Genomic DNA, 25,960 nt, shown 5'->3' with positions numbered 1-25,960 from the left:
CGGGGAGCGACCGCGGAGTGTGACAGCTACCTCCCGTGGCGAGCACGCACGAGCCCGACCAGCGCCTTCATCGTGGCCGCCGTGCGGGAGAAGCTGGTGACGGGCACGGGCAGCGGGAAGCGCTGGCGCGCGACGGCCTGCGGGCGGGCGAACTCGCGCAGCCCGTCCTCGCCGTGGATGCGCCCGAAGCCCGAGTCGCCGACTCCCCCGAACGGGAGGCCGGGGATGCCGGCGAACGAGATCACCCCGTTCACGGCGACCATCCCGCAGCGCAGCCTGCCGGCGATCTCCTCCCCACGGGCGCGGGAGAACACCGAGGCGCCCAGGCCGTACGCGGTGGCGTTGGAGCGGCGCACGGCCTCGTCGACGTCCGGCACCCGGTTGACCACGAGCAGCGGCCCGAACGTCTCCTCGGTGACCGCGCTGCTGTCCTCGGGCACGTCAACGATCACGACGGGCTCCACGAACGGCGGCTGCACCGACTCGGCCCCGCCGACGACCGCGCGCCCGCCGCGGGCCAGCGCGTCCTCGACGTGGCGGCGGACGATGTCGACCTGCCCCGCCATCGTCATCGGGCCGTAGGCGCCCCCGGACCCGGCGCGCAGCCCGCGCGCCTTCGCCACCACCTTCGCGGTGAACTCCTCGGCCACCGCGTCGAGCACGTAGACCCGCTCCACGCCCGCGCACGTCTGGCCGGCGTTCGACATGCCGCCCCACACGGCCGCGTCCGCCGCGGCGTCGAGGTCCGCGTCGGCGTCGACGATCATCGGGTCCTTGCCCCCGCACTCGACGAGCACCGGTGTGAGGCTCTCCGCGCAGGCGGCCATCACGCGCTTGCCGGTGGCGGTCGAACCGGTGAACGCGATCTTCCCGATGCCGGGGGCCCGGCAGAGCGCAGCGCCCGTCTCGCCGAACCCGGTGACGACCTGCAGCACCGGCCGTCCGTCGACGATCTCGGCGAACGTGTCGGCGAGCGCCACCCCGACCCCGGGGGTGAGCTCGCTCGGCTTGAACACCACGGCGTTGCCGGCGGCCAGCGCGTAGGCGATCGAACCCATCGGCGTGAACACCGGGTAGTTCCACGGCCCGATCACACCGATCACCCCGTAGGGCCGGTAGGTCACGCTCGCCGCCTGGTTGCCCATCAGCAGGCCGGGTGCGACCTTGCGGCGACCGAGCACCTTCTCGGCGTGCTTGGCGGCCCAGTCGAGGTGGTCGATCGCGAGGACGAGCTCGAGGCGAGCATCGTCGATCGGCTTGCCGGTCTCCTCGACCACGACGCCGGCCAGGTCGTCGAGCTTGCGCACCAGAACCGCGCGCCAGGCCAGCAGCAACCCCCTGCGCTCGTCGGCGCCGAGCCCGTCCCACCACTGCGCGGCCGAGGCGGCCCTGGCGACCGCAGCGCGCACCGCGGCCTCGTCGTGCACCGGGTGCGTGCCCACGACGTCGCCGGTGCGGGGGTCGAGGGACTCGAAGGTCGCCGGAGCGGGCGCTTCCGTGGCGGTCATTACCCAAGAGTAGGGGGCAGCGGGCGGCCCGCACAGGCCGACGAGGGCCCGGCCGGGCCCATCCCTCCCGAGTGGCCCCCGAGGATCAGAACAAGAGCAGGTCGTCCCGCTTCATGCCGCGCAGGGCGTCGTAGTCGACGGTGACGCACCGGATGCCGCGGTCCTCCGCCAGCGTGCGGGCCTGCGGTTTGATCTGCTGCGCCGCGAACACGCCCGCGACGGGGGCGAGGAGCGGGTCGCGGTTCATGAGCTCCAGGTAGCGCGTGAGCTGCTCGACGCCGTCGATCTCGCCGCGGCGCTTCACCTCCACCGCGACGGAGCCGCCGCCGGCGTCGCGGCAGAGCAGGTCCACCGGCCCGATCGCGGTCATGTACTCCCGCCGCACCAGCGTGTAGCCCTCGCCCAGCACGCCCGGATGAGCGGCGAGCAGCTCCTGCAGGTGCGCCTCGACACCGTCCTTCACCAGACCGGGGTCGGTCCCGAGCTCGTGCTTCGAGTCGTGCAGCACCTCGTCGATGGTGATCACGAGCGACTCGTCGGCCTTGTTGCGCACGGTCCACACGCCGGGCTGCTCCTCGAGCCAGCAGGGCGGGCTCATCCAGTTCAGCGGCTTGTAGGCGCGGTCGTCCGCGTGGATGCTGACCGAGCCGTCGGCCTTGACGAGCAGGAGCCGCGGCGCCATGGGCAGGTGGGCGGTGAGCCGCCCCACGTAGTCGACCTGGCACCGGGCGATGACGAGACGCACGAGGGCGAGCGTAAGGGGTCAGCGCGGAGCGTTGCGGGCGGCCAACGCGAGGCCCGCGGCGGCCAGGCCGGCCCGCAGCTCCGGCGGGTCGAGCGCCTCGACCTCCCCGCCGAGCGCGGTGAGCTGTCCAGCGGCCACCTGCACGCTCTCGACGTCGAGCTCCAGCTCCCGCCAGCCCTCGTCGTCGGGCGGGCCCGCGTGCGCGATCGCGCGGAGGGCGGCGTCGTGGTCGACGGCACGCGGCAGGATCTTCAACCCGAAGCGGCTCACCCGCAGGCGGACGGTGGCGCGCAGCATCTGGCTCTCGAACCGCCCCGCCGCCCCGGCCCACCACTCGGCCAGGTCGAAGTCCGCCGGCCGCTCGAAGCGCTCGCCGGTGGCCTGGGCGTTGGCGATCCGGTCGACCCGGTAGGTGCGCACGGTGCCGTCGACCGCACCGGCGAGGTACCAGGTGCCTGCCTTGAGCACGAGCCCGAGCGGGTCGAGCGTCCGCTCGACGACCTGGTCGCGACCGCGCCGGTAGCCGATGCGGAGACGCTGCTGCTCCCACACGGCCTCGGCGACGGCCGCCAGCTGCGTCACCTGCTGCGGGGTGTGGAACCAGCCGGGAGCGTCGAGGTGGAACCGCTCCGCCACCGCCCTGGCGTGCTCCCGCAGGTCGCCGGGGAGCGTCGCGAGCAGCTTGGCCTGCGCCCCGGCCAGGGCGGCGCTCATCCCGAGCTCGGCGAGCACCTGCGGGGCACCCACCGCGAAGATCGCCGCCGCTTCCTGCGCCGTCAGCCCGTCGAGCCGCGTGCGCCAGCCCTCGAGCATCCGGATCCCGCCGCCTCGTCCGGGCTCGGTCCAGAGCGGCACGCCCGCCGCCGACAGCGCCGCGACGTCGCGGTAGATCGTGCGCTCCGACACCTCCAGCTCCCTGGCGAGCTCGGCCGCCGTGGCCCCGCGCAGGCGCTGGAGCGTGAACAGCAGGGTGACGAGCCGGGACGCGCGCACCCCGGAATCGTGCCCGATGCGGCCACGGGGCACGGTGTGCGGCGTGCAGAGGATCAGCAGCCGCCAGGTGTACGCCAACCCGTGGATGACGGTCCGGGAAGACTCCGTCCGGCGCGAGGACGGGTCCGAGGGCATCTACGGGGTCGTCGACAAGCCGACCGCCGCCATCGTCATCCCCCGCGACGGCGACCGGCTGCACCTGGTGGAGCAGTTCCGCTACCCGGTGGGGAAGCGGCGCTGGGAGTTCCCGATGGGGACCGCCCCGGACCGCGCGGAGGTCGACCCCGCGGAGCTGGCCGCCCGCGAGCTCGCCGAGGAGACCGGGCTGATCGCGGGCCGCATGGAGTTCCTCGGCGACCTCGACCTCGCGCCCGGCACGCTGAGCCAGCGCGAGCACGTGTTCCTCGCGACCGAGCTGCGCGAGGGCCCGGTCAGCCGCGAGCAGAGCGAGCAGGACATGCAGGCCCGCTGGTTCACCATCGCCGAGTTCGAGGAGATGGTGCGCGGCTCCGAGCTGGTCGACGCCCAGACGCTCGCGGCCTACCTGCTGATGCTGCTGCGGGAACGCGCGTGACTACTTCTCCGTGATCGTCACGCACAGCTCGCCGCCGCCTGGCCTGACCGTGATGGGCGTCTTCACCGTGTCGTCCGGCCCGAGCTCGTCCCGGTCCTGCAGGACGTAGTAGGTGCCGGGGCGCAGCCGGATCGAGCTGGACGGCTTGCCCGCTGCGCCGGGACAGGAGTCGGCGCCGAGGGCGTACGAGGCGGGACAGCCCGGGCACGCCGGCAGGGTGACCTCCTGCGCCGTCGGGCCGGCCACCAGCACGCGCACCTCGGTGCCCGCCGCGTTGTAGACCACCACCGGCTCGCTGGCGGGCGCATCGATAGGCGCGGGGAGCGGCAGCGGCATCTCGGCGGCCAACCCCACCTCGGCGGCGATGAGCGCGGACCGGGCCTGGGGGACACCGGGGTCGTTCGGGTAGTCGGTCGTCAACGACCGGAACCGGTCGGTGGCGCCGGTGTAGTCACCCGTGGAGAAGTTCGCCAGCCCGCACCCGGAGAGCGAGCGCGCGCGGTCGCCGTTGGCCACGGGAGCGACCCCCGCGGCCTCCGGCAACGTGATCGCGTAGTCGAGCACGGGGAGCGCGTCGCAGAACCGCCCCTCGGTGAACGCGGAGTTGGCCTGCGCGAACGTGTCGAGGACGGCCTGCGGCACGCCTGCCGCCGCCGGGGTGTCGCCGAGCTCCTGCCCGACCAGCAGCAGATCGTCCATCGCGGCGCGCATCGCGTCGACCCGCGCCGCGCCGGCGGCCGCCGCCATCGTCGCGCGGGCCGCCGCCGCCCGGTCGACGTGGGTGGCCGCGAGGTCCGCCCGCACCTGCGCCGCACCCGGCTCGCCGCCGAGCTCCCCGAGCAGGTCGCGGTAGCGGGCGATCGCGCCGTCGAGGTCACCGGCGCCCCGCAGCGCCACCGCCCACGCCAGCAGGACGCGCCGCGCGCCCTCGCGGGCGAACGGCTCGAGCAGGCTGCCGGCGTGGTCGCGCCGGAACGCCTGGTAGGCGCTCACCGCCCCCGCGAGGGCACCGGACCGCTCGGCCTCCTCGGCGCCGATGAAGTCGCTGCACTCGGCACGGCGCAGCGCCGCGGCCGGGACGTCGCGGCTCAAGGTGAGCTCGTACGGACCGGTGAGCGCGTCGAAGGAGCGGTTCGCCTGCGTGCAGTCGGCCCGCCCCTGGGCCTCCAGGCCTGCCGCGTACGTGGCCCGCGCGGCGCCGGCGTACCCGATGTGGGCACCGGCGACGACCAGCACGGCGACGAACCCGAGCGCGAGCGGCCGCAACCACTGCGCCCGCGTAACCGGCCGGGGGCGGCCACGCGCCACGCCCCACGCGTCGGCCGCCGTGGCGACGGCCCACGTCGCCGCGAGGACCCGCCAGAGCCACGGCGAGCCGGACGCGTCGTTGGCGAACGCGACCACGACCATCAGCGCCACGATGACGAGGCAGGCGGTGGCCCGCAGCCAGCACCGCAGGTAGAGGTATCCCAGCCCGAGCCCGGTGAGGTTCAGCAGTGCGGCGGCCGGCGCCGACCACGTCCGTTCCTCCGGAGCCCGCTCCGGTTCCGGGGCGGGCGACTCGCCCGGTTCGTCGGCCTGCGCCTCCCCCGGCTGCGTTCTCTCCGGCTCGTCCCGTGGCTGTGTGGCCACCCCCGAGACGTCCGCCGTCGCGTCGCCCGAGGCGTCGCCGGTGCCGTCGCCACCCATCGCCCTCACCCCTCTCCGACCCCCTCACCGGAGAGAGTTGACCACTGACGGCCGGTGAGCAATCCCCTACCGCAGGTTCGGGTGCGGGTGGCGACGGCACCAAGTCCACCAGGCGGCTACCGCAGCCGCACGGGAAGGCGGGCGAGGCGCCGCATTCCCGGCACCGCGACCCACTCCGGCTCGTCGGACGCGAGGGCCAGACCCGGGAAGCGCTCGACGAGCGCACGCAGCGCCACCTCGCCCTCCTGCCGGGCCAGTGCCGCTCCGAGGCAGTAGTGGAAGCCGTGGCCGAACCCGACGTGGCCCTCGCCGCGCCCGGCCGGCCGTCGCGTGACGTCCAGGCGCTCGACGTCGGCGTACTCGCGGGGGTCGTGGTTGGCCGAGACGAGCACGGGCTGCACGACCTCACCCCGGCGGATCGTGACGCCCCCGAGCTCCACGTCCTCCGCCGCGTACCGCATGCGGGCGATCTGCACGGGACCGCAGAAGCGCATCAGCTCGTGGACGGCGCCGGGCCACAGGCCCGGGTCGGACCGCAGCAGTTCGAGCTGGTCAGGATGGGTGAGCAGGGCGAACGTCGCATTGCCGAGGAGGTGTGCTGTGGTCTCGTGGCCCGCGATCACGAGCGTGATCACCATCGTGACGAGCTCGTCGAGGCCGAGCCGGTCGCCGTCCTCCTCCTGCACGTGGACCAGCGCCGTGAGCAGGTCGTCGGCCGGCTCGACGCGGCGCCGCTCGATCAGCTGGTGGACGTGGTCGATCATCTCGCGACCCGCGGACGGCATCGTCTCGCGCTGCATCCGCATGAACGCGCTGCTCCACCGGTGCCAGGCCGCCCGGTCCTCCTCTGCGACGCCGACCAGCTCGCAGATCACCGTGATCGGCAGCGGGTAGGCGTACTCGGCGACCAGGTCGACCGGCTCGGACAGTCCCGAGATGCGGTCCAGCAGGCCCGCCGTGATCTCCTCCACGCGCGGGCGCAGGGCGCTGACCCGGCGCACGGTGAACGCGCGGGACACGAGCTTGCGCAGGCGCGAGTGGTCGTCGCCGTCGTGGTCGAGGATCGAGTCGGTGAAGTAGTGGGCCAGGTCGGCCGGGATGCCGACCATCTCCACCAGCTTGTCGCGGACGCTGTCGACCTGCACCCCCGGTACGGAGCGCGCGCTGTTGACGAAACGCGGGTCCGACAGGACCGTCCGGACGTCGGCCTGCCTCGTGACGAACCAGGCGGGTGTGCCGTCCGGGGTGCGGCCGCGCACGACGGGCGCCTGCTCGCGCAGCCTGCCGTAGCCGCCGACGGGGTCGGCGATCAGCGCAGGGTCCATGATGTCCGGCATCGCGGCCATCGGTGGCTCCGTCTCCTGGCGCGGTACGGGTCCGGGTCAGCGGACGCGGCGGCGCCATTCCTCGTCGATGTGTACGAGCAGCGCCCGGTAGCGCTGCGAGATCACGGGTGCGATCCGCTCGAGCACGGCGGCGGGCGGATCGGTCGTCTCCAGCGCCGCCGCGAGCGTGCGTTCGAGCAGGTCTGCGCGCGCCTCGACCTCGAGCCGGGGGATCCCGCTCCCGAGGCCGTCGACGGCCACGAAGCCCGTGCCGACCGCCGAGAACGCGTACAGCGCCGACTCGGGGTCGAGCCCCGGACGCAGGCAGCCGCCGTCGGTGAGGAGGCGGAAGTGCTCGACCACGGCCTCCTGACGACGCTCGCTGATCTCGCCGAGGGTGCCGGCCGCCTCGTGTGCGAGCCTGCCGAGCACCTCCGCGTCGCCGAGGTAGAGGGAGCGCGCCACCGCGTCTGCCGCCATCTCGTCGTAGAGGTGGCGCATCATGCGGCTCGGCAGCACCTCGCGCGCGTCGGCGTCCATCCGGTCGACCATCCGCTCGACGAGGTCGCGGTGCACGCGCATCAGCACGGTGAGGAAGAGCGCGTCCTTGGACCGGAAGTGCAGGTAGACCGTGCCCTTCCCGATGCCGGCGTGCCGGGCGACGTCCTCGATCGTCACCCGCTGGTAGCCCCACCGCACCAGCAGCTCGGCCGCGCTGTCGAGCACCCGCTCGACCCGCGCTTCCGGTGCCGCCATGACATCCCCTCCAGAACCCGGTGACCAGATTTGCCTATCCGGTCAGGCGGTCACTGTACGACGGCTCGCCCGGCGGGGCAACGGCGGACTACCGTCGCGACATGGGCGACTACGAGCACCTGCTGGTGAAGCAGGACGGGCCGACCGTCCGCATCACGATGAACCGACCGGAGCGCCGCAACACGCTCACGGAGGCCCACCTGCGCGAGCTGCTGGACGCGTTCGAGACCGCGGGCCGATCCGATGCCACCGGCATCGTGCTGGCCGGCGAGGGCAAGGCCTTCTCGGCCGGGCACGACTTCGCCGACGTCGGTGCGCGCGACCTCGCGGGGGTGCGTGACCTGCTGCAGCTGTGCACGCAGGTGATGCGGACGATCGAGTCGGTGCCGCAGGTGGTGATCGCCCGCGTGCACGCGATCGCGACGGCGGCCGGCTGCCAGCTGGTGGCGTCCTGCGACCTCGCCGTCGCCGGGGAGTCCGCGGCCTTCGCCATCCCCGGCGGCAAGGGCGGCTGGTTCTGCCACACCCCGGCCGTGCCCGTCGCCCGCAACATCGGGCGGAAGCGGCTGATGGAGATGGCGCTCACCGGCGACCCGATCGACGCCGCGACGGCCGCCGAGTGGGGTCTGATCAACTACGCCGTCCCCGACGCGGAGCTCGACGCCCGCGTCGACGAGCTTCTCGCCCGCGCAACCAGGGGCAGCCGGTTCTCGAAGGGCGCCGGCAAGCAGACCCTGTACGCCCAGCTGGACCGGCCGGAGGCGGACGCCTACGCCATCGCGGTGGAGGTCATGGCGTCGATGTCGCAGTCTCCCGGCGCGAAGGAGGGCATGGCGTCGTTCCTGGAGAAGCGGCGGCCGGTCTGGCCGGACTGAGATCAGCTCCGGCCGGCCGGGCACCTACGCTGCTCGGGATGCTTTCCCGACGGCGGTTCCTCGCGCTCACGGTCCCGGCCGGCGCGCTCGTGGCGTGCGGGCGCCCGCCGGGCAGCACCCTGGAACGGGCCCGCGCCGACGGCGCGATCCGCATCGGGATCTCCGGCGAGCACCCCTACTCCTACGCCGACACCGACGGCCGCGTGACCGGCGCACAGCCGGAGGTGGCCCGCGTCGTGCTCGAACGCATCGGGGTGCCCGGGCTCGACGCGGTGCAGGTGCCGTTCAACGAGCTCGTCCCGCGACTGCGCGAGGGCCAGTTCGACCTGGTGGCCGCCGGGATGGCCGTCACCCCCGACCGCTGCCGCGAGGTCGCCTTCACCCGCCCGGACTTCGTGGCGTTCCCCGCGTTCCTGGTCCCCGAGGGCAACCCGCGCAGGATCCGGACCTTCCGGGACTTCGCCCGCTCCCGGGCGCGGCTGGCCGTGCTCGCCGGCGCCATCGAGATCGACTACGCCCGAGCAGCAGGCGTGCGGGACGACCAGCTGGAGATCGTCGCGAGCCAGTCGGAGCTGTTCCGCAGCGTGGCCGACGAGCGCGTGGCCGCGGGCGTCCTCACCCGGATCTCGCTGGTGGACGTGCTGCGCCGCAACCCGGGCTCGGGGCTCGCCGTCACCGACGCGGTCGACCCGGTGGCGGGCGGCCGCCGGGTCGTGCCGGGCGCGGCCTTCGCCGTCCGCACCGGCGAGGCCGACCTGCTCGCAGCCTTCGACCGGGAGCTCGCCGCGATGCAGGCCTCCGGCGAGTGGCTGCGGATCACGGAGCCGTTCGGCTTCACCGAGGAGAACCTGCCGCCGCCGGATCTGACGACCGAGGCCCTCTGCCGGCCCTAGCCGACCAGCAGGTTGGGCGTGCACATTATGCGGGGTCGGTGCACATGTCCGGCGGTGTGTGTCGTGCCGAGAAGGTGTGCACGGTGGCGCCGAGACCCCGCGCCCGGTCGACCGGCTGCGTCGCGGCACAGCAGTCGCGCCGGCCGACACGAGGTGCGCCGCCGCTCGAAAGAGCTGCTAACGCGCCAGTACCGCCTTGAGGAACTCCTGCGTCCGCACGTGGTCCGGTGCGGAGAACAGCTTCTCCGGCGGCGCGTCCTCGAGGACCCTCCCACCGTCGAACATCATCACGCGGTGGGAGAAGTCGCGGGCGAAGCCCATCTCGTGCGTGACGCACAGGATCGTGATGTCCGTGCTCTCGCCGATGTCGCGGAGCAGGGCGAGCACGCCGGCCACCAGCTCGGGGTCGAGCGCCGAGGTCACCTCGTCGAGCAGGAGTACGTCGGGCTGCATGGCGAGCGCCCGCGCGATCGCCACCCGTTGCTGCTGACCGCCGGAGAGCCGCGACGGGTGCTCGTCGATCTTCTCGCCCAGCCCGACCAGGTCGAGCAGCTCCTTCGCCCGCGCGTTCGCCTCGTCCTTGGAGAGCCCGAGCACGCGGGTGGGAGCCTCGACGAGGTTTCCGCGTACCGTCATGTTCGGGAACAGGTTGAACTGCTGGAACACCATCCCGATGCGCTTGCGCACCTCCCGGGAGTACTTCTCGTCGGCGGGAACGAGCTCGCCGCCCTTCTCCATGTGCGACAGGTACTTGCCCGCGACCTGGATCGTGCCGCCGGTGACGGACTCCAGGCACATCAGCAGCCGCAGGATCGTCGTCTTGCCCGATCCGGACGGCCCGATCAGCGTGACGTGCTCGCCGGGGGCGACGGTGAAGCTGAGGTCGGAGAGCACGACGTTGTCCCCGAACCGCTTCTCCACCCGGTCGAAGACGATCATCGGCTCAGATGGTTCCGACACGGCGTTCCAATCTCCGCACCAGCAGGGACGCGGGGTAGCTCAGCAGGAGGAAGAACAGTCCCGCCATGGTGTAGGGCTCGACGTAGCGGAAGTACGTGTCCCCCGCCTCCTGGGCGCGGCCGACGACGTCCAGGATGCCGACGCCGATCAGCAGCGGGACCTCCTTGAACATCGAGATCACGTAGTTGCCCAGCGCCGGGATCACCCGGGGGATCGCCTGGGGCAGCACCACGCCGGTCCAGACCCTCGACGGCGGCAGGCTCAGCGCCGTGGCGGCCTCCCACTGCCCGCGCGGCACCGCCTCGATGCCGGCGCGGTACACCTCCGACGTGTAGCAGGCGTAGTGCACGCCGAGGGCGATGACGCCGACGACCAGCGCGGGCAGCACGACGCCGAGCGTCGGGAGCCCGAAGTACAGGAAGAAGATCTGCACGAGCAGCGGCGTGCTGCGGACGAACTCGACGAACCAGCGCACGATGATCGCGACGACCCTCGGTCCACGCTGCAGCACCGCGAACACCAGGCCGAGCAGCATCGCGATGATCGACCCGAGCACCGTCGCGACGAGCGTGAGCCCGAGGCCCTGCACCAGTGCGGGCAGGATCGAGAACGCGTATTCCCAGTCCCAGACGGCCATCAGTGGGTCCCCGCCAACGCTCGTGCCGCCCCGCGGCTCAGGCGCCGCCCGAGGCGGACCGCGGCCATCCGCTCCAGCATCCGCATCACCGTGGTGATGGCCAGCGCCATGATCAGGTAGTAGAGCAGGAGCAGCAGGTAGATCTGGATCACCCACGGGTTGAAGTTCGGGACGAGGACGTCCTTGGCCTGCCGCGTGAGCTCGTGGATGAACACGAACGACAGGATCGCCGTGCTCTTGAGCAGCTGGATGAAGAGGTTGTTGAACGGCGGAATCATCTCCGCGACCGCCTGCGGGAGGATCACGCGCCGCATCCGCTGGGCGGGCGAGAGGCTGAGCGCGAGCGCACCCTCGTACTGGGCTCGCGGAACCGACTGCACCGCGCCCCGGACGATCTCCGCGCCGTACGCGCCGTGGTTGAGACCCAGCACGGCCACGCCACCCCAGATCGGGATGAACTCGAAGCCGACCAGCACCGGCAGCGCGAAGAAGATCCAGAACAGCTGCACGACCTCGGACGTGCCGCGCAGCCCCTCCACGTAGACCCGGCTGACCACGCGCACCCACCGCCGCGGCGACAGGAGCGCCAACCCGGCGACGAACGACAGCACGATCGTCAGCGCGATGCCGCCGACCGTCGCGATCAGCGTGTTGGCCAGGCCCGTGTTGAGGACCGACACCCAGATGCCGAAGTTCTCCACGGCCGGCTCAGGCGGCGCAGAGCTTCTCGGTGGTCAGCCCGGCGGCAGGCAGGTTGGCCTCGGAGAACCCGAAGGGGGTCGCGGCCGCGAGCCAGCGCCCGTCCTGGTGGGCCTTCTGCAGCTCCCCGTTGAACGCCTCCCGCAGGTCGGTGTCGGCCTGCCGGAACACGAAGCCGCCCGCGGACACGACCGGCTGCCCGTTCTCGGTGGGGGTGAAGCCCGCGGTGACCTCGACGCCGGCGTTCGGGTTCTTCCCGGCCAGCCACTTGAGCGAGATGTCGGTGAGCGCGGCGGCGTAGGCGCGCCCGGACGTGACGGCCTGCAGCAGCGCGTTCTGGTCGTCGTAGGCACTGATGTTGCCGCCCGGGACACCGGCCGCCTCGGCGTAGCCCTGCTCGACCGCGGCGCTGAGCACCGCGAGCGGGAGCCTCTTGGATGCGACGTCCTCGAACGTCTTGACCTGCTGCGGGTTGCCGGCCGGCACCAGGAACGCGGTGAGCGCCGAGTAGTCCGGGATCGAGAACGCCGCCTGGCCGCAGCGCTCCGGGGTGATGTTCATGCCCGCGCAGACCATGTCGTAGCGGTTGGCGTTGAGCGCCGGGATGAGGGAGCCGAAGTCGACCTGCTCGGCCTGGACGTCCCCGATGCCGATGGCCTGCAGCACGACGCGGGCGACGGAGGGCGCCTCTCCGGTGACGGCGCCGCCGACGTCGGTGAAGCCGTACGGCTCCTCGCCCGCGATCCCGATCTTGATCTGGCCTGCGCTCCGCGCGCGTTCCAGCGCGCCCGCGCCGCCTGCGCCGCCACCACCGCCACCGCCGGTGGCCTGGCACGCGCCCAGCACCGTCCCCCCGCCAAGGGCGACGGCCCCTGCGGTCGCGGTGCGGCGGAGGAAGTCCCGCCTGCTCCAGCCTCGCTGCGTCATGTGGTTCTCCTTCCCTCGACGTACGAACGTAGGTGAACGCCTGCGGGGAGCCTTCACCCGGACGCCCTGGACAAGGACTCGTAACCCGACCGCAATGACCAGCCCTTTTTGCCCTCTGAATCACCCGATCGGACGCCATGGACGGCGCTCGGTCGGGGTACTCCAACGGGCTTCGCGCACGGTGGCGGACCCGCGTCCCGCCGCGCCTGCGGTCGACGGATGCGACAGGATCTCCGACATGCTGCGCATCGCCGGGCTACCGGTCTGGGTGGGGCCGTCCGACGTCATCACGGGGGCCCGGGCCGTCGTCGGCTGGAGCGACGAGGCCGTGCAGGTGGTCTCCTCCCTGCCCGGGAGGGTGGCGGATCTGCTCGACGAGGCCGACGGGTTGGTCCGGCGCATCACCGCGGTCGCCGACCGCGCCGACGTCATCGTCGATCGCACCGACGGAATCATGCGGTCGGTCGACGAGCTGCTGGGCACGGTGCGCGCCGCGGTGGGACGGGTCGACGAGGTGCTCCGCGACGCCGACAACATGGTCCGCACGGTGGACGCGCTGCTGGCCGACGTCCGCACCGCCGCCGATGCCGCGACCACGCTGGTGGCACGCGCGGGCGGGGTCGCCGAGGACGCCGCGGGACTGGTCGGGCGGGCTGGCACCGTCGCCGACGACGCGGCCGGGCTCGTCGCGCGCGCGGGCGGGGTGGCCGACGACGCCGCCGGGCTCGTGGCCAGGGCGGACGGGGTCGCCGATGGCGCGGCCGTACTCGTCGAGAAGGCCGGCACGGTGGCGGAGGACGCGCGCACGATCGTGGCCACCGCGGGTGGGGTGGCCGATCGCGCGGAGCTGGTGATCGGCAAGGCGTCGGGCGCAGCCGACGGCGCGTCCGAGCTGCTCGCGGTCTACCAGCCGATCGCGCAGCGCGCCGCCCCGCTCGCAGAGCGGTTCGTGCAGGAGTTCTCCGAGGAGGAGGTGCGCGCCGCGATCCGGCTGGTCGACCAGCTGCCGCAGCTCACCGAGCACATGGAGACCGACATCATGCCGATCCTCGCCACGCTCGACCGCGTCGGCCCGGACGTCCACGAGCTCCTCGAGCAGCTCAAGGAGGTGCGTCAGGCGATCCAGGGCATCCCCGGCCTCGGGTTCTTCCGCCGACGCGGGGAGCGGGCCGACGCCGAGGAGAACGGTCCCGGCTGAGCGATCCGGCGACCGTCGGCGCGGTGGTGGCCCGGGGCCGCCGCGACAGCACCCGCCCCCTGATCGCCCAGGTTCGCCGCTGAGCCGTCGCCTCGCCCGGTTACCCTCCGCCCGGGGGGACACATGAACGTGGAGGAGGGCCCGGCCGCGGTCGCCGGGCGTTACCGGCTGCGCGAGGTCATCGGCTCGGGCGGCATGGGCACCGTCTGGCGCGCGGAGGACGAGGTGCTCGGCCGCGAGGTCGCCGTCAAACGCGTGCGCCTCGGCGCCCTGCCGCCCGCCGATGCGGCGCTCGCCCGCGAACGCACGATGCGGGAGGCCAGGATCGCCGCGGCACTGCACCACCCGCACGTCGTCTCGATCTTCGACGTCGTCCTCGAGGACGGCGAACCGTGGCTGATCCTGGAGTACGTTCCGTCCCGCAGCCTCGGCAGCATCCTCCAGCAGCGCGGCGCCCTTCATCCCCCGGACGTCGCCGCGATCGGCGCCCAGGTGGCCTCCGCCCTCGCCGCGGCGCACGAGGCCGGTGTGGTGCACCGGGACGTCAAGCCCGACAACATCCTGGTCGCCGACCGTCCTGCGCCCGGGGGCACCTGGCCCCTGGTCAAGCTCACCGACTTCGGCATCTCGCACGCCGCCACCGCACCCGTCCTCACCGCCACCGAGGTCCTCACGGGTACGCCCGCCTACTTCGCCCCCGAGACGGCGCGCGGCGAGGGCACGGACGCCCGGACCGACGTCTACTCCCTCGGTGCATCGCTGTACGCCGCCGTCGAGGGCCATCCCCCGTTCGGTACCGACCCCGGCAACGTCCTCGCTCTGCTCGCGCGGATCGCCAGGGGGCAGGCGCCGCCACCGCGCAAGGCCGGCCACCTCACCCACCTCCTGTGCGGGCTCATCGCCGGCGACCCGGGTCACCGGCCCACCGCGCTCCAGGCCCACCACGCCCTGCTGCACGCCGCGAGCCCACCTCGTCCTGGCACGCCGGCCTTCGTCGTCCCGGGGCCTGGCGGTGCGGTGCCCGTCGGGCGGCCGCGCCGCAGGCGCCGGCTCGTCGCCGCCGTCGCCGGCGTGCTGGCCGTGGTGGCGGCCGCGATCATCGCCGTCGAGGTCGCCGGCAACCGCACCGGCGACGGCACGCCGCTGCCCCGGTCCGAGCCGGTCGTGGCCGCGGACGCGGGGGCGCCTCCGGTCACGATCGACGACCCGCAGACGGCGGACCCGTGCTCAGTGGTGGACACCACCGCCCTGAGCGCCTACGGCTCGGCACAAGTCCACCGCAACAACACGCAGTTCGCCGGCTGCCGGGTCGACATCGTCCGACCGGACAGCTCCGTGTTCTTCGGTCTCGCGTTCCGGGGGCCTGCCGAGCTCGTGCGTCCGCCCGGGCTGCCGAGGGAGAAGCTGGACGGCCGGGACGTCTACCGCTCCCCCCTCACCGACAGCTGCTGGCGCCGGATCGTCCTGTCGCAGCTCAACGCCGTCGACATCTTCGTGAACGTCGATGACGGCGGGCCGGCGGACGACCTTTGCGAGATCGCCGAGGCCGGCTCGCGCGCCGCCGTCGCCGCGGTGGCGGACGGTGAGATCGGCACCCGCGCCCGCCTCGACGAGACCACCACGCTCGGCGGCACCAGCTCCTGCGGCCTGCTGCAACCCGCTGACCTGACGGCCGTCCCGGGCCTGAGGAGCCCCGTTCCCGGCGTCGGCGACTGGGAGTGCACCTGGGACGACGGCGCACCCACCCCGACGCTGGTCGACGTGACCTTCTTCCTCGGCCACCCGCTCGGCGAGCCCGACGGCACCCCGATCGAGGTCGCCGGTCACCCCGGTGCCGCACTGGCCACCGAGGACGGCTGTTCGGTGCGGTTCGTGCAACGCAACTACACCGATGGCTCGACCCCGTACGTCGAGTCGGTGGTGGTGAGGCTGGCGGGCCCGAACCGCGGCGCCAACCCGTGCGGCACCGTCACGGCGTTGGCCGCCGCCGCCGCGCGGAAGCTGCCGCCGCCGACCTGACGACCCGGCTCAGTCCGCGTCGTGCGCCGCGAGCACCAGCGAGACGATCTCGTCCATCATCGCCGTGAGCTGGTAGTCCTTCGGCGTGAAGACCGCGGCCACCCCGCGCTTGCCCAGCTCGGCGGCGTCCTCGGGCGGGATGATCCCCCCGACCACCACCGGCACGTCGTCGGCCCCCGCGGCGCGCAGCCCGTCCACGACGGCAGGGACGACCTCCAGGTGCGACCCGGACAGCACCGAGAGCCCGACCACGTGCACGCCCTCCTGCACGGCAGCGGCCACGATCTGGGCAGGTGTGAGCCGGATGCCCTGGTAGACCACCTCGAACCCGACGTCGCGGGCACGGACGGCCACCTGCTCCGCGCCGTTGGAGTGCCCGTCGAGGCCGGGCTTGCCCACCAGCATCCGCAGCCGCGAGCCGATCGCCTCGCTCGCGGCCCGCACGCGCTCGCGCACCTCGCCGATCTCGGCGGCCGCCGAACCGCCGACGACCGCGGCGGACACGCCGGTGGGGGCCCGGAACTCGCCGAAGACCTCGCGCAGCACCCCGGCCCACTCGCCGGTGGTGACGCCGACCTTCGCGCAGGCGATGGAGGCGTCCATCAGGTTCGTGTCCGTCTTCGCGGCGTCCCGCAGCGCGCCCAGCGCGGACTCGACGGCGGCGGCGTCCCGCCCTTCCCGCCACGCGCGGATCGCCTCGATCGCGGCCGCCTCCGTGGCCGGGTCGACCGTCTCGACGGCAGCGGCGCCCTCGGCCTGCAGCGGGCTCGGCTCCGTGGTCTGGAACCGGTTGACGCCGACGACAACGTCCTCGCCGGCCTCGATGCGCCTGCGCCGCTCGGCGAGCGCGCTGACCAGCTGCCCCTTCATGTAGCCGGACTCGACGGCGGCGACGGCCCCGCCCATCTCCTGCACCCGGTCGATCTCGGCGCGGGCCCCTTCGACCAGCTCGGCCACCTTCGCCTCGACCACCCGGCTGCCGTCGAAGAGGTCCTCGTACTCGAGGAGATCGGTCTCGTACGCGAGCACCTGCTGCATGCGCAGCGCCCACTGCTGGTCCCACGGCCGCGGCAGGCCGAGCGCCTCGTTCCACGCAGGCAGCTGGATCGCGCGGGCGCGGGCGTCGCGGGAGAGCGTGACGGCGAGCATCTCCAGCACGATGCGCTGCACGTTGTTCTCCGGCTGCGCCTCGGTGAGCCCGAGCGAGTTGACCTGCACGCCGTAGCGCAGCCGGCGCTGCTTCGGGTCCTGCACGCCGTAGCGCTCGCGCGTGATGTCGTCCCACAGCCGCGCGAGGGCGCGCAGCTTGCACATCTCCTCGACGAAACGCAGCCCCGCGTTCACGAAGAACGACATGCGCCCGACCACGTCGCCGAACCGCTCCTGCGGCACCTGCCCCGAGTCGCGCACCGCGTCCAGCACGGCGATGGCAGTGGACAGCGCGTACGCCAGCTCCTGCGGGGGCGTGGCCCCTGCCTCCTGCAGGTGGTAGCTGCAGATGTTGATCGGGTTCCACTTCGGGATGTTCTGCACCGACCAGGCGATCGTGTCCGAGATGAGGCGCATGCTCGGCGCGGGTGGGAACACGTAGGTGCCGCGGGACAGGTACTCCTTGACGATGTCGTTCTGCGTTGTGCCCGCGAGGCGCTCGCGCGGGACGCCGTGCTCGTCGGCCACCGCGACGTACAGCGTGAGCAGCCACATCGCCGGCGCGTTGATGGTCATCGACGTGTTCGCCTCGGCCATCGGGATGCCGTCGAACAGCGTGCGCATGTCACCGATGTGGCTCACCGGTACCCCGACCTTGCCGACCTCGCCCTTCGCGAGATCGTGGTCGGGGTCGTACCCGGTCTGCGTGGGCAGGTCGAAGGCGACCGAGAGGCCGGTCTGCCCCTTCGCGAGGTTGCGGCGGTAGAGCGCGTTCGACTTCTTCGCAGACGAGTGACCAGCGTAGGTCCTGATGACCCACGGCCGGTCGCGCTCGCGGTCGGTCGGGTACGGCACCGGGCACCTCCGCGTCGAGATGTACGAGGAAGCCGATGCTACTGGCGCGTAGCCTTTCCGACGTCGCTTCACGAGCGGGGTCACACCGACGGACAATCGACGGGTGCCCGACGCCCGGCTCACCATGATCTTCGGCGCTCTCCTGATGCTCGGGATCGTGCTGCTCGCACTGCGCTGGACGTTCGGCACCGGGCGGGACCAACCCGCGCCGCACCTGCCCGATCCGGACGACCCCACCGGCGACGGCCTGCTCGCCGAGGTATCGCGGGTGCCGACGGCGGCCGCGGCGCAGGTGCTGCGATCCCGCCTCGCCGATGCCGGGATCCGCTCGACCATCGGCCGTGCGGGACAGGCGTACCGGCTGCTGGTGTTCCCCGCCGATCTCGGGAACGCGCGGCTGGTCGTCCGTCAGACCCGGTGGTAGCGCGCGTCGAAGAAGCAGAAGACGCCGTAGGCCAGCAAGCCGAGCGCGACGGCTCCCAGCAGGTACTGCCCGAACGGCTGCGCGGCCAACGCGTGCAGCGCGGCGTCCAGCCCCGCCTCCTGGGGCTCGAACCGGATGGCCGCGATGACGACGAGCACCCCGACGATCCCGATCGCCACGCCCTTCCCGACGAAGCCGATCTGGCCGCTGCGCAGCGCCACCTGTCGCGCTCGCCGGTCCGAGGGGAGGCTCATGCCGCGGCGGAAGCTCGTCCGCACCCCGGATACGACGGTGCCGACGCCCGTGGCGACGATCCCGATCCCCACCGCGCCGACGACGAACTGCCCAGCGGGGAGCCCGAGCAGGCCGGCCGTGGCCTGCTGCTGGCCGCCGCCTCCGCCGCCGCCCGCTGCTGTCCGCGCGGCCAGCACGGCGAGCACCGCGAAGATCACGGCCTTGCCGGCGCTGGTGGCCCGCAGGCGCAGCTTCGTGGTGCGCCCCTCCTCGTAGGAGAAGCCCCAGATCGCCTCCTCCAACCGCCACAGCGCCACCGCGGCGAACGCCACCACCAGCGCCCAGAGGAGCAGGCGGCCGAACGGCTGCTGGATGATCGCCTGGAACGCCCCCGTCTGGTCCGCCCGCTCGCGGCTGCCGGTGAACGCGACCTGCAGAGCGAGCCATGCGACGAGGAGGTGCGTGAGGCCGTATGCGGCGATCCCGATGCGCGCTCCGACCCTCACGGGAGTGCTGCGGGCAGCCCGCCGCGCTGATCGTTCCGCTGCGCGTACTTCGCCGGTCATCGGGGCCTCCCACCGAGACCGACGTGGTCCCGTCGCCGCCGATTCTCCCCTTGCCGGCCAGGACCCGACGAGGTGGCCGTACTCCGCGTCGCCGGAGCACGACCACCTCTCCCCCCACTTCGGACCGGGCGCCGCCCCCACGGCGGCCCGTTCCGATCAGCGCCGCACCGGCGCTTCCCCCACTGCGACCGCCACGGTCGGCGCATCGTCGGCAACCGGCTCCCCAGTCGGCCGCCGACGCTTGCGCACCGCCCGCACGATCAGCGCGACCACCACCGCCGCGACCACCACGCTCGTGACCGTCGGTCCGAGCAGGTGCGCGAACTTCCGGATCGCGAGCGACGCGGCGCTGCCGAGCCCGACGTAGACCAGGCCCCACAGCACCGCGCCGACCGCGGTGTACCGCGCGAACCGCCCCCACGGCATGCGCAGCGTCCCGGCGATCACGGGCACCAGCGAGTGGGCGACGGCGAGGAACCGCGATGCGACGAGCGCACGGCCCGTCCCCCCGCGCAGCACGGCCTCGGCCCGCCCCCAGTTCGAGTCACCGATCTTGCGACCGGCCCAGCTCACCCGGATCCGGCCCCCGAACGTCCGGCCGAGCAGGTACCCCCCGTTCTGCCCGATGACGCTCGCCCCCGTCGCGATCGCGGCCAGCACCAGGTACTCCCCCGTGCTGCCGACGGTCGTCGCCGCGGCGAGCAGGACGACCTCCCCCGGTGTCACGAGCCCGACGAGCACGGTCGTCTCGAGCACCAGCAGCACGCCGACCACCGTGTAGAGCTGCCACGTCGGGATCGCGTCGATCATCGCGAAGAACGAGTCGAGCCATTCGGTGATCACTGGTACAGCCTGGCGTGGACCGGCGCCCGGGCCCATCGGGGCAGCCCCTGAACCGGGGTGGGGATCTCCCCCGTATCCGCTCGGGGGTGGCACCCCCCGGGGAGGCCGTGGACGAGGCGCCCAGCGGGTGACGGCCGACAACGCCGCACAGGTCCACGGGCAGCTGGGCGGCCAGGCCTGACCTCCGGCACCGATTCCTTTGCGCCCCGTTCCTGGTCTTCCTGTTCACGCGGCCGGACCGTCCGGCCCGAGAACGGAGACCTCCATGCGCAAGCTCACCGTGCAGACCTTCGTCACGCTCGACGGCGTGGCCCAGGACCCCGGCGGGTTCGGCGAGCTCGAGCGCGGCGGATGGGCACTGGGCTTCTTCGACGACACCTCCAGCCGGTCCGCCACCGAGAGCATCCTGGCGAACGACACCTTCCTGCTGGGGCGGCAGACCTTCGAGATGCTCGAGAAGTCCTGGTCGCAGAACACCGGGCCGTACGCCGACGCGCTGAACGGCATCGCCAAGGTCGTCGTGACGAACACGTTGCGCGGGTCGTTGCCGTGGAACGCCACCGCACTCCCCGGCGACCCCGCGCAGACCGTGGCGGAGCTCAAGGAGGCTCCCGGCGGCGGCATCCTGACCTACGGCAGCGTCACGCTCGTGCGCACCCTGCTGCAGCACGGTCTGGTCGACGAGCTCGTCCTCGGCGTCCACCCCCTCGTCCTCGGCACCGGGACGCGGCTCTTCGACGACGGCTTGGCGAACCCGCTGCGGCTCGTCGACGCGACACCCACGGCGACGGGGGTGGTCGCGCTCACCTACGCGCCCTAGTGCCCGGTGTCCGGCCGCAGGGCTAGCGCTGCGGCTCGGACCGAACCCGCGCGACGTCGGCGCCGAGGGCGCTGAGGTTCTCCACGAACCGCGGGTAGCCGCGGTCGATGTGCTCGACGTCCCACACCTCGGTCACGCCGTCTGCGCACAGCCCGGCCAGCACGAGGCCGGCTCCCGCGCGGATGTCGCTCGCCCACACCGGGGCGCTCGACAGGCGCTCAACCCCCCGGACCACCGCGTGGTGGCCGTCCGTGCGAGCGTCCGCGCCCAGGCGGACCATCTCGTCGACGAACCGGAACCGGGCCTCGAAGACGTTCTCGGTGATCATCGAGGTGCCGTCCGACACGGCGGACAGCGCGATCGCCATCGGCTGCAGGTCGGTGGCGAAGCCGGGGTACGGCAGCGTCACGAAGTCGACGGCCCGCGGCCTGCGCTCCATCCGCACCGTGAACTCCTGGATGCCGATCTCGGTCTCGGCTCCTGCACTGCGCAGCTTGTCGAGGACCAGGTCGATGTGGTGCGGGTCGACGCCGCGCACGGTGACCTCGCCGAGGGTCATCGCGGCGGCGAACGCCCAGGTGGCGCCGACGATCCGGTCGCCGATCACCCGGTGCCGCGTGGGCTGCAGCTGCGTGACGCCGTGCACGGTCAGCGTGGAGCTGCCCACGCCGTCGATCTTGGCGCCCATCTGCTGCAGCATCGTGCAGAGGTCGACGATCTCCGGCTCGCGCGCCGCGTTGTCGATCACGGTGGTGCCGTCGGCGAGCACCGCGGCCATCAGGATGTTCTCGGTGGCACCCACGCTGGGGAAGTCGAGCCAGATCTGCGCCCCGCGCAGCTCCTCGGCGTGCGCGACCACGCGTCCGTGCTCGATCTCGGTGGTCGCGCCGAGCTTGCGCAGGCCGGCCTGGTGCATGTCGAGCGGGCGCGAGCCGATCGCGTCGCCCCCTGGCAGCGGCACCACGGCGCGGCGGCAGCGCGCCACGAGCGGCCCGAGCACGCACACCGACGCGCGCAGCCGGGACACCGACGCGTAGTCGGCCTGCGCACCGGGGTGCGCGGGCACGTCGATCGTGACCGTGCCGTGCTCGACCTCGACGGTGCAGCCGAGGCTGCGCAGCACGTCGGCCATCAGCGGGACGTCCAGGATCTCCGGGCAGTTGGTGATCGTCGTCGTGCCCTCGGCCAGCAGCGCAGCCGCCATCAGCTTCAGCACGCTGTTCTTCGCCCCGACCACGTCGACGGCGCCGACGAGCCGCGCGCCACCGTTCACCGCGAAGTGCTCTGCCACGTGGCGACGCTATCCGGTGCCGGCCGCGGCCACGCGGGCGGCCACCGTGGCGTCCCATCCGGCGAGCACGCAGTCCACCACGGCGTCGAGCTGCTCGCGGGTGGCCCCGTCGCGCGCCTGCAGGGAGAGGCCGTACTGCACGGACATCACGTACGCGGCCAACGCACCGGTGTCGGCGCCGGGCGGCACGTCACCCTCGGCCTGCCCGCGCACGAGCCGCTCCTCCACAGCCGCGGTACCGGCCCTGCGCTGCTCGGCGAGGAAGTCGCGGATCCCCTCGGTGCTCGGCGTGTACGTGGTGGCGGCCAGCACGACCATGCAGCCGGTGGGCCGGCCGGGCAACGTGTACGAGCGCACGTTCGCCCGCAGCATCGCCTCGATGCCCGCGATGGCGGTGGGCGCGTCGTTGAGCGCCCGCAGCGGCGGCTCCCCCTCCATGCCCTCGTAGAGCATGACGGCCTCGCGGAACAGGGCCTCCTTGCTCCCGAAGGCCGCGTACAGGCTCGGCGGCCGGATGCCCATGCGCGCCGTCAGGTCGCCGATGGACGTGCCCTCGTAGCCGTGCTCCCAGAACGACTCCATCGCCAGTCGTAGCGCGGCGGCGCGGTCGAACCCGCGCGGGCGTCCTCGCACCACCATGAGCACTCCTTCTGTAGCGACCCCTCAAGATACTCCGTCGGAAGATGCTAGCCATGTACATAATGTCTATGTACTGTGAATCGCGTGCCATCAGGATCTCCAGGAGCAGCCACCGGGGCCATCGTGTGGCGACTCGCCACGAAGTGGCGAGTGGCGGTCGACCGCGCGCTGGCCCCGCTGGACCTGACCCACGCCCAGTACGTCCTGCTCGCCGCCCTGCACGGCGTGGAACAGGGCGGGCGGCAGCCGAGCCAGCGCGAGCTGGCCGACGACACGGGACTGGAGGCGCTGTACGTCTCCAAGCTGGCCCGCACGCTGGAGGCGAAGGGCCTGATCGCCCGCCGCCGCGATCCGCACGACACCCGCGCCGTCCGGCTCACCCTCACCGGCAAGGGACAGGAGAGCGTGCGCTCCGCCATGCGGACCGTCCAAGAGCTCCTCGAACGCCTCCTCGCACCGTTCGGCGGCCGCGACAGCGCCCGCACGGCCGCGCTCGTCCGCGAGCTCACCGAACTGCTCGACGCCCCGCTCGACCCACCGACCCCCTAGAGAGGAACCCCACGATGCCCGAGACCCGCGTCCTCGACTCGACGATCCACCACACGGAGACCGGATCCGGCCCGGCGTTCGTCTTCCTCCACGGCAACCCGGCCTCGTCCCACATGTGGCGGGACGTCCTGCCCCGCGTCGGCCGGGGCCGGCTGATCGCGCCCGACCTCATCGGGATGGGGCGGTCCGGCAAGCCGGACATCCCGTACCTGTTCGCCGACCACGCGCGCTACCTCGACGCCTGGTTCGACGCCCTCGACCTCGACGACGTCGTGCTGGTCGGCCACGACTGGGGCGGCGCCCTCGCCAGTGACTGGGCCTCCCGGCACCCGGAACGCGTGCGCGGCCTCGCGCTGTTCGAGGCGATCATCAAGCCGTTCGACAGCGCCACGCTCACCCCACCGGCCCGGGCCCGCGCCGAGATGATCCGCACCCGCGGCGAGGAGCTCCTGGAGACCGACGAGCTCATCCGCGCGGCCTACACCCGTGCCGTGGCGACCCCCGTCGCGGAGGCCGTGCTGGCCGAGTACCTCCGCCCGTTCCCGACCCCACAGGCCCGGCGACCGGTCCTCGCCTGGGCCCAGCAGATGCCCATCGACGGCGAGCCGGCCGATCTCATCGCCCGGATCGAGGCCTTCGACGCCTGGCTGGCGAAGAGCACGGACGTGCCGAAGCTGCAGCTGACGTTCGAGGGCTCGCCCACGGTGCAAGGCCCGGAGGTGGCCGCGTGGTGCGAGGAGAACATCGCATCGCTCGAGGTCGTGCCGTGCGGGGAAGCCGGGCACCACGCCGCGGAGGACCGGTCCACGGAGATCGGCGACGCCATCGCCGCATGGGTCGAGCGACACGTTTTATAGCGGTCGCTCAAAATAATCCTTGACGACCGCTGAGCCGGACCGCAGACTTCCTTAGCGCTCACTACAGAAAGGAAGTCGGAATGTACGACCTCAGTGGCCGGGTGGCCCTCGTGACCGGCGGCAGCCGGGGCATCGGCGCGGCGATCGCGGTCCGGCTGGCCGGCGAGGGCGCCGACGTGGCCCTCACCTACCGGGAGGGCCGCGACAGCGCCGAGAAGGTGGTCCGGGAGATCGAAGGGCTCGGCCGGCGGAGTCTCGCCCTGCAGGCCGACAGCGCCGACCCGGCCGCCGTGCGTACGGCCGTCGACCGGACCGCAGCCGAGCTCGGCCGGCTGGACGTGCTCGTCAACAACGCGGGTGTGTTCCCCTACGGCCCGTTCGAAGAGGTCGGCCTCGAGGAGCTGGACCGGACGGTCGCGATCCACGTGCGCGCCGCGTTCGTCGCCGCCCAGGCCGCGTCGCCGCACCTCGGCGAGGGCGGGCGGATCATCAGCATCGGCAGCAACCTCGCCGAGCGGGTCCCGCACGACGGGATCGCCCTCTACTCGATGACGAAGTCGGCGCTCACCGGCCTCACCCGGGCGCTGGCCCGCGAGCTCGGCCCCCGCGGCATCACCGTGAACGTCGTGCACCCGGGCTCGACCGACACGGACATGAACCCGGCCGACGGGCCGTCGGCCGACGACCAGCGCAGCCTCACGGCGCTGGGGCGCTTCCAGACCGCGGACGACGTGGCCGCGACCGTGGCGCACCTGGCCGGCCCGGGCGGCCGCACGATCACCGGTGCCGCGCTCCTCGTCGACTCGGGAGCGAACGCATGAGCACATAGGCTGATCCCATGGCCGTGCACCTGACCAGGATCTACACGCGGACCGGCGACGACGGCACCACGGCGCTGGGCGACTTCAGCCGCGTCAGCAAGACCGATCCGCGGCTCGCGGCGTACGCCGACACCGATGAGTGCAACGCCGCGCTGGGTGTCGCCGTCACCGTCGGCGGGCTGGCCGACCGCCTGCTCGGCCCGCTGAGGCAGGTGCAGAACGACCTCTTCGACGTCGGCGCCGACCTGTGCGCGCCGATCGTCGAGGATCCGCAGTACCCGCCGCTGCGGATCACCGAGGACTACGTCACCCGGCTCGAGGGCTGGTGCGACGAGTTCAACGAGGGCCTGCCCAAGCTCGACTCGTTCATCCTGCCGGGTGGCACGCCGGGGGCGGCCTACCTGCACGTGGCCCGCACCGTGGCGCGCCGGGCCGAGCGCTCGGTGTGGGCGCTGTTGGAGGTCGACGCGGAGCGCACCAACCCGCTTACGGCGAAGTACCTCAACCGCCTTTCGGACCTGCTGTTCATCGTCGGCCGGGTGGCGAACCCCGACGGCGACGTCCTCTGGCGGCCCGGCGGCGCCCAGACCCCCTGACGCGCGAGTCGCGGTCTCGGTGCACGCGAGTCGCGGTCTCGGTGCACGCGAGTCGCGGTCAGGAGGCCTGGCGGTAGCCGGTGCGGCCGGGCGGGGTGGCCTCCACCCAGGACAGGAAGCCGGTGAGGACTCCGGGCGCCATCGCGAGCTCCAGCTCCACACCGTTCAGGCGGCAGTGCAGCACGGATGCCCCCTGCGGGATGACGTAGGCCTCGGGGTTCACCGGCGTGCGCCGGTCGACGATCTCCAGCTCGGTGCGGTCGACGACGACCGTGGGCCCCGGCCGCAGCGAGGTGAGGCGGAACCAGGCCAGCTCGTCACCGCGGTAGCGGCCCACGCCGAAGTGCCACCCCGCGGTGCCGTCCCGGGAAAGACGAGCGGGGCGGCGGCGCAGACAGACGTCCACACCACCGCCCCGCATGAGTCGTACTCTGCGAAAGGCGAGGTACCCCAGACAGAGGCAGGCGAGCAGCAACAGGATGCTGACGAGCAGCGCTGTCGCTCCCACCTCCGGCCTC

27 protein-coding genes are annotated in these 25,960 nt (G+C 73.0%); 11 read left to right on the top strand and 16 right to left on the bottom strand.

The features are described from left to right. Window positions 1-26 precede the first annotated feature (26 nt). The 3 genes from FB388_RS01395 to FB388_RS01385 all read right to left on the bottom strand — a co-directional run bounded on the left by FB388_RS01395 (window position 27) and on the right by FB388_RS01385 (window position 3,246). Window positions 27-1,508 carry an aldehyde dehydrogenase family protein gene (locus tag FB388_RS01395; RefSeq protein ID WP_142095806.1) on the bottom strand — a complete coding sequence of 494 codons (1,482 nt, stop codon included), beginning with the start codon at window positions 1,506-1,508 and terminating at the stop codon, window positions 27-29. Window positions 1,509-1,593: 85 nt separating this feature from the next. After that, the gene (gene nucS / locus FB388_RS01390) at window positions 1,594-2,253 is read right to left on the bottom strand and encodes an endonuclease NucS (protein WP_142095804.1); all 660 of its coding nucleotides are present in this window, start codon (window positions 2,251-2,253) and stop codon (window positions 1,594-1,596) included. An 18-nt stretch (window positions 2,254-2,271) separates the two neighbouring features. Next, a complete protein-coding gene (locus tag FB388_RS01385) occupies window positions 2,272-3,246 on the bottom strand; it encodes a helix-turn-helix transcriptional regulator (RefSeq protein WP_142095802.1) in 975 nt (324 codons plus the stop codon). Window positions 3,247-3,289: 43 nt separating this feature from the next. Here FB388_RS01385 and FB388_RS01380 point away from each other — a divergent pair, with 43 nt between their 5' ends. Beyond that, window positions 3,290-3,820, top strand: coding sequence for an NUDIX domain-containing protein (locus FB388_RS01380; RefSeq protein ID WP_142095800.1), 531 nt, complete (start codon window positions 3,290-3,292; stop codon window positions 3,818-3,820). On the opposite strand, the gene FB388_RS01375 is transcribed toward FB388_RS01380, so the two are convergent. The 3 genes from FB388_RS01375 to FB388_RS01365 form a co-directional block, all read right to left on the bottom strand. After that, window positions 3,821-5,509: a hypothetical protein gene (locus FB388_RS01375; protein ID WP_142095798.1), complete on the bottom strand. Its 1,689-nt coding sequence runs from the start codon at window positions 5,507-5,509 to the stop codon at window positions 3,821-3,823. Between the two features lie 116 nt (window positions 5,510-5,625). Continuing rightward, entirely contained in the window at window positions 5,626-6,855 is a 1,230-nt protein-coding gene (locus tag FB388_RS01370; protein WP_246121465.1) for a cytochrome P450 family protein, read from the bottom strand. A 36-nt stretch (window positions 6,856-6,891) separates the two neighbouring features. Further along, a complete protein-coding gene (locus FB388_RS01365) occupies window positions 6,892-7,590 on the bottom strand; it encodes a TetR/AcrR family transcriptional regulator (protein ID WP_142095796.1) in 699 nt (232 codons plus the stop codon). A 101-nt stretch (window positions 7,591-7,691) separates the two neighbouring features. On the opposite strand from FB388_RS01365, the gene FB388_RS01360 reads away from it, so the two are divergent. Then, entirely contained in the window at window positions 7,692-8,465 is a 774-nt protein-coding gene (locus FB388_RS01360; RefSeq protein WP_142095794.1) for an enoyl-CoA hydratase-related protein, read from the top strand. Between the two features lie 38 nt (window positions 8,466-8,503). Continuing rightward, window positions 8,504-9,358 carry a transporter substrate-binding domain-containing protein gene (locus tag FB388_RS01355; RefSeq protein WP_142095792.1) on the top strand — a complete coding sequence of 285 codons (855 nt, stop codon included), beginning with the start codon at window positions 8,504-8,506 and terminating at the stop codon, window positions 9,356-9,358. 177 nt (window positions 9,359-9,535) lie between these two features. Here FB388_RS01355 and ehuA read toward each other — a convergent pair whose 3' ends face one another. Genes ehuA through ehuB form a run of 4 tightly spaced genes read right to left on the bottom strand, consistent with a single transcriptional unit; the run spans window position 9,536 to window position 12,581 of the window. Next, window positions 9,536-10,297, bottom strand: a complete 762-nt coding sequence (gene ehuA, locus FB388_RS01350; protein ID WP_142095790.1) for an ectoine/hydroxyectoine ABC transporter ATP-binding protein EhuA — start codon at window positions 10,295-10,297, stop codon at window positions 9,536-9,538. A 4-nt stretch (window positions 10,298-10,301) separates the two neighbouring features. After that, window positions 10,302-10,955, bottom strand: a complete 654-nt coding sequence (gene ehuD / locus FB388_RS01345; protein ID WP_425468515.1) for an ectoine/hydroxyectoine ABC transporter permease subunit EhuD — start codon at window positions 10,953-10,955, stop codon at window positions 10,302-10,304. Beyond that, on the bottom strand, window positions 10,955-11,656 hold the full coding sequence (locus FB388_RS01340) for an amino acid ABC transporter permease (RefSeq protein ID WP_142095788.1): 702 nt from the start codon (window positions 11,654-11,656) through the stop codon (window positions 10,955-10,957). Before FB388_RS01340 ends, ehuD begins: the two co-directional genes overlap by 1 nt. Before the next feature lie 7 nt (window positions 11,657-11,663). Further along, on the bottom strand, window positions 11,664-12,581 hold the full coding sequence (ehuB, locus tag FB388_RS01335; RefSeq protein WP_142095786.1) for an ectoine/hydroxyectoine ABC transporter substrate-binding protein EhuB: 918 nt from the start codon (window positions 12,579-12,581) through the stop codon (window positions 11,664-11,666). 238 nt (window positions 12,582-12,819) lie between these two features. On the opposite strand from ehuB, the gene FB388_RS01330 reads away from it, so the two are divergent. After that, window positions 12,820-13,779 carry a hypothetical protein gene (locus tag FB388_RS01330; protein WP_142095784.1) on the top strand — a complete coding sequence of 320 codons (960 nt, stop codon included), beginning with the start codon at window positions 12,820-12,822 and terminating at the stop codon, window positions 13,777-13,779. 123 nt (window positions 13,780-13,902) lie between these two features. After that, window positions 13,903-15,798: a serine/threonine-protein kinase gene (locus tag FB388_RS01325; RefSeq protein ID WP_142095783.1), complete on the top strand. Its 1,896-nt coding sequence runs from the start codon at window positions 13,903-13,905 to the stop codon at window positions 15,796-15,798. A gap of 9 nt (window positions 15,799-15,807) precedes the next feature. Here FB388_RS01325 and FB388_RS01320 read toward each other — a convergent pair whose 3' ends face one another. After that, a complete protein-coding gene (locus tag FB388_RS01320; protein WP_142095780.1) occupies window positions 15,808-17,802 on the bottom strand; it encodes a protein meaA in 1,995 nt (664 codons plus the stop codon). A 103-nt stretch (window positions 17,803-17,905) separates the two neighbouring features. Here FB388_RS01320 and FB388_RS01315 point away from each other — a divergent pair, with 103 nt between their 5' ends. Continuing rightward, on the top strand, window positions 17,906-18,226 hold the full coding sequence (locus FB388_RS01315; protein ID WP_246121463.1) for a hypothetical protein: 321 nt from the start codon (window positions 17,906-17,908) through the stop codon (window positions 18,224-18,226). Here FB388_RS01315 and FB388_RS01310 read toward each other — a convergent pair. Both FB388_RS01310 and FB388_RS01305 read right to left on the bottom strand, forming a co-directional pair. Further along, window positions 18,211-18,966: a DUF1206 domain-containing protein gene (locus FB388_RS01310; protein WP_170225423.1), complete on the bottom strand. Its 756-nt coding sequence runs from the start codon at window positions 18,964-18,966 to the stop codon at window positions 18,211-18,213. The two genes, FB388_RS01315 and FB388_RS01310, sit on opposite strands and share 16 nt — an antisense overlap. Before the next feature lie 216 nt (window positions 18,967-19,182). Further along, window positions 19,183-19,869: a DedA family protein gene (locus FB388_RS01305; RefSeq protein WP_170225422.1), complete on the bottom strand. Its 687-nt coding sequence runs from the start codon at window positions 19,867-19,869 to the stop codon at window positions 19,183-19,185. A 265-nt stretch (window positions 19,870-20,134) separates the two neighbouring features. Here FB388_RS01305 and FB388_RS01300 point away from each other — a divergent pair, with 265 nt between their 5' ends. Continuing rightward, window positions 20,135-20,689: a dihydrofolate reductase family protein gene (locus FB388_RS01300; RefSeq protein WP_142095774.1), complete on the top strand. Its 555-nt coding sequence runs from the start codon at window positions 20,135-20,137 to the stop codon at window positions 20,687-20,689. Between the two features lie 22 nt (window positions 20,690-20,711). Here the strand turns inward: FB388_RS01300 and murA are convergent, their stop codons facing one another. After that, window positions 20,712-21,980: a UDP-N-acetylglucosamine 1-carboxyvinyltransferase gene (murA, locus tag FB388_RS01295; RefSeq protein WP_142095772.1), complete on the bottom strand. Its 1,269-nt coding sequence runs from the start codon at window positions 21,978-21,980 to the stop codon at window positions 20,712-20,714. A gap of 9 nt (window positions 21,981-21,989) precedes the next feature. Further along, window positions 21,990-22,619 (bottom strand): TetR/AcrR family transcriptional regulator, encoded by a 630-nt coding sequence (locus FB388_RS01290; protein WP_142095770.1) that lies wholly within the window; start codon window positions 22,617-22,619, stop codon window positions 21,990-21,992. Window positions 22,620-22,703: 84 nt separating this feature from the next. Between FB388_RS01290 and FB388_RS01285 the strand changes: the two genes are divergently transcribed. From FB388_RS01285 to FB388_RS01270, 4 genes are all read left to right on the top strand, one after another. Next, a complete protein-coding gene (locus tag FB388_RS01285) occupies window positions 22,704-23,168 on the top strand; it encodes a MarR family winged helix-turn-helix transcriptional regulator (RefSeq protein WP_142095768.1) in 465 nt (154 codons plus the stop codon). Between the two features lie 14 nt (window positions 23,169-23,182). Next, window positions 23,183-24,025, top strand: a complete 843-nt coding sequence (locus FB388_RS01280) for a haloalkane dehalogenase (RefSeq protein ID WP_142095766.1) — start codon at window positions 23,183-23,185, stop codon at window positions 24,023-24,025. 80 nt (window positions 24,026-24,105) lie between these two features. Beyond that, window positions 24,106-24,846, top strand: a complete 741-nt coding sequence (locus FB388_RS01275) for an SDR family NAD(P)-dependent oxidoreductase (protein WP_142095764.1) — start codon at window positions 24,106-24,108, stop codon at window positions 24,844-24,846. 17 nt (window positions 24,847-24,863) lie between these two features. Then, entirely contained in the window at window positions 24,864-25,442 is a 579-nt protein-coding gene (locus FB388_RS01270) for a cob(I)yrinic acid a,c-diamide adenosyltransferase (RefSeq protein ID WP_142095762.1), read from the top strand. A gap of 58 nt (window positions 25,443-25,500) precedes the next feature. On the opposite strand, the gene FB388_RS01265 is transcribed toward FB388_RS01270, so the two are convergent. Then, window positions 25,501-25,950 (bottom strand): DUF2550 domain-containing protein, encoded by a 450-nt coding sequence (locus FB388_RS01265; protein WP_142095760.1) that lies wholly within the window; start codon window positions 25,948-25,950, stop codon window positions 25,501-25,503. Window positions 25,951-25,960: the final 10 nt, after the last annotated feature.

The sequence above is a fragment of the Pseudonocardia cypriaca genome (assembly GCF_006717045.1).
GTDB lineage: Bacteria > Actinomycetota > Actinomycetes > Mycobacteriales > Pseudonocardiaceae > Pseudonocardia > Pseudonocardia cypriaca.
This window is presented reverse-complemented; position numbering and strand designations above follow the sequence as displayed.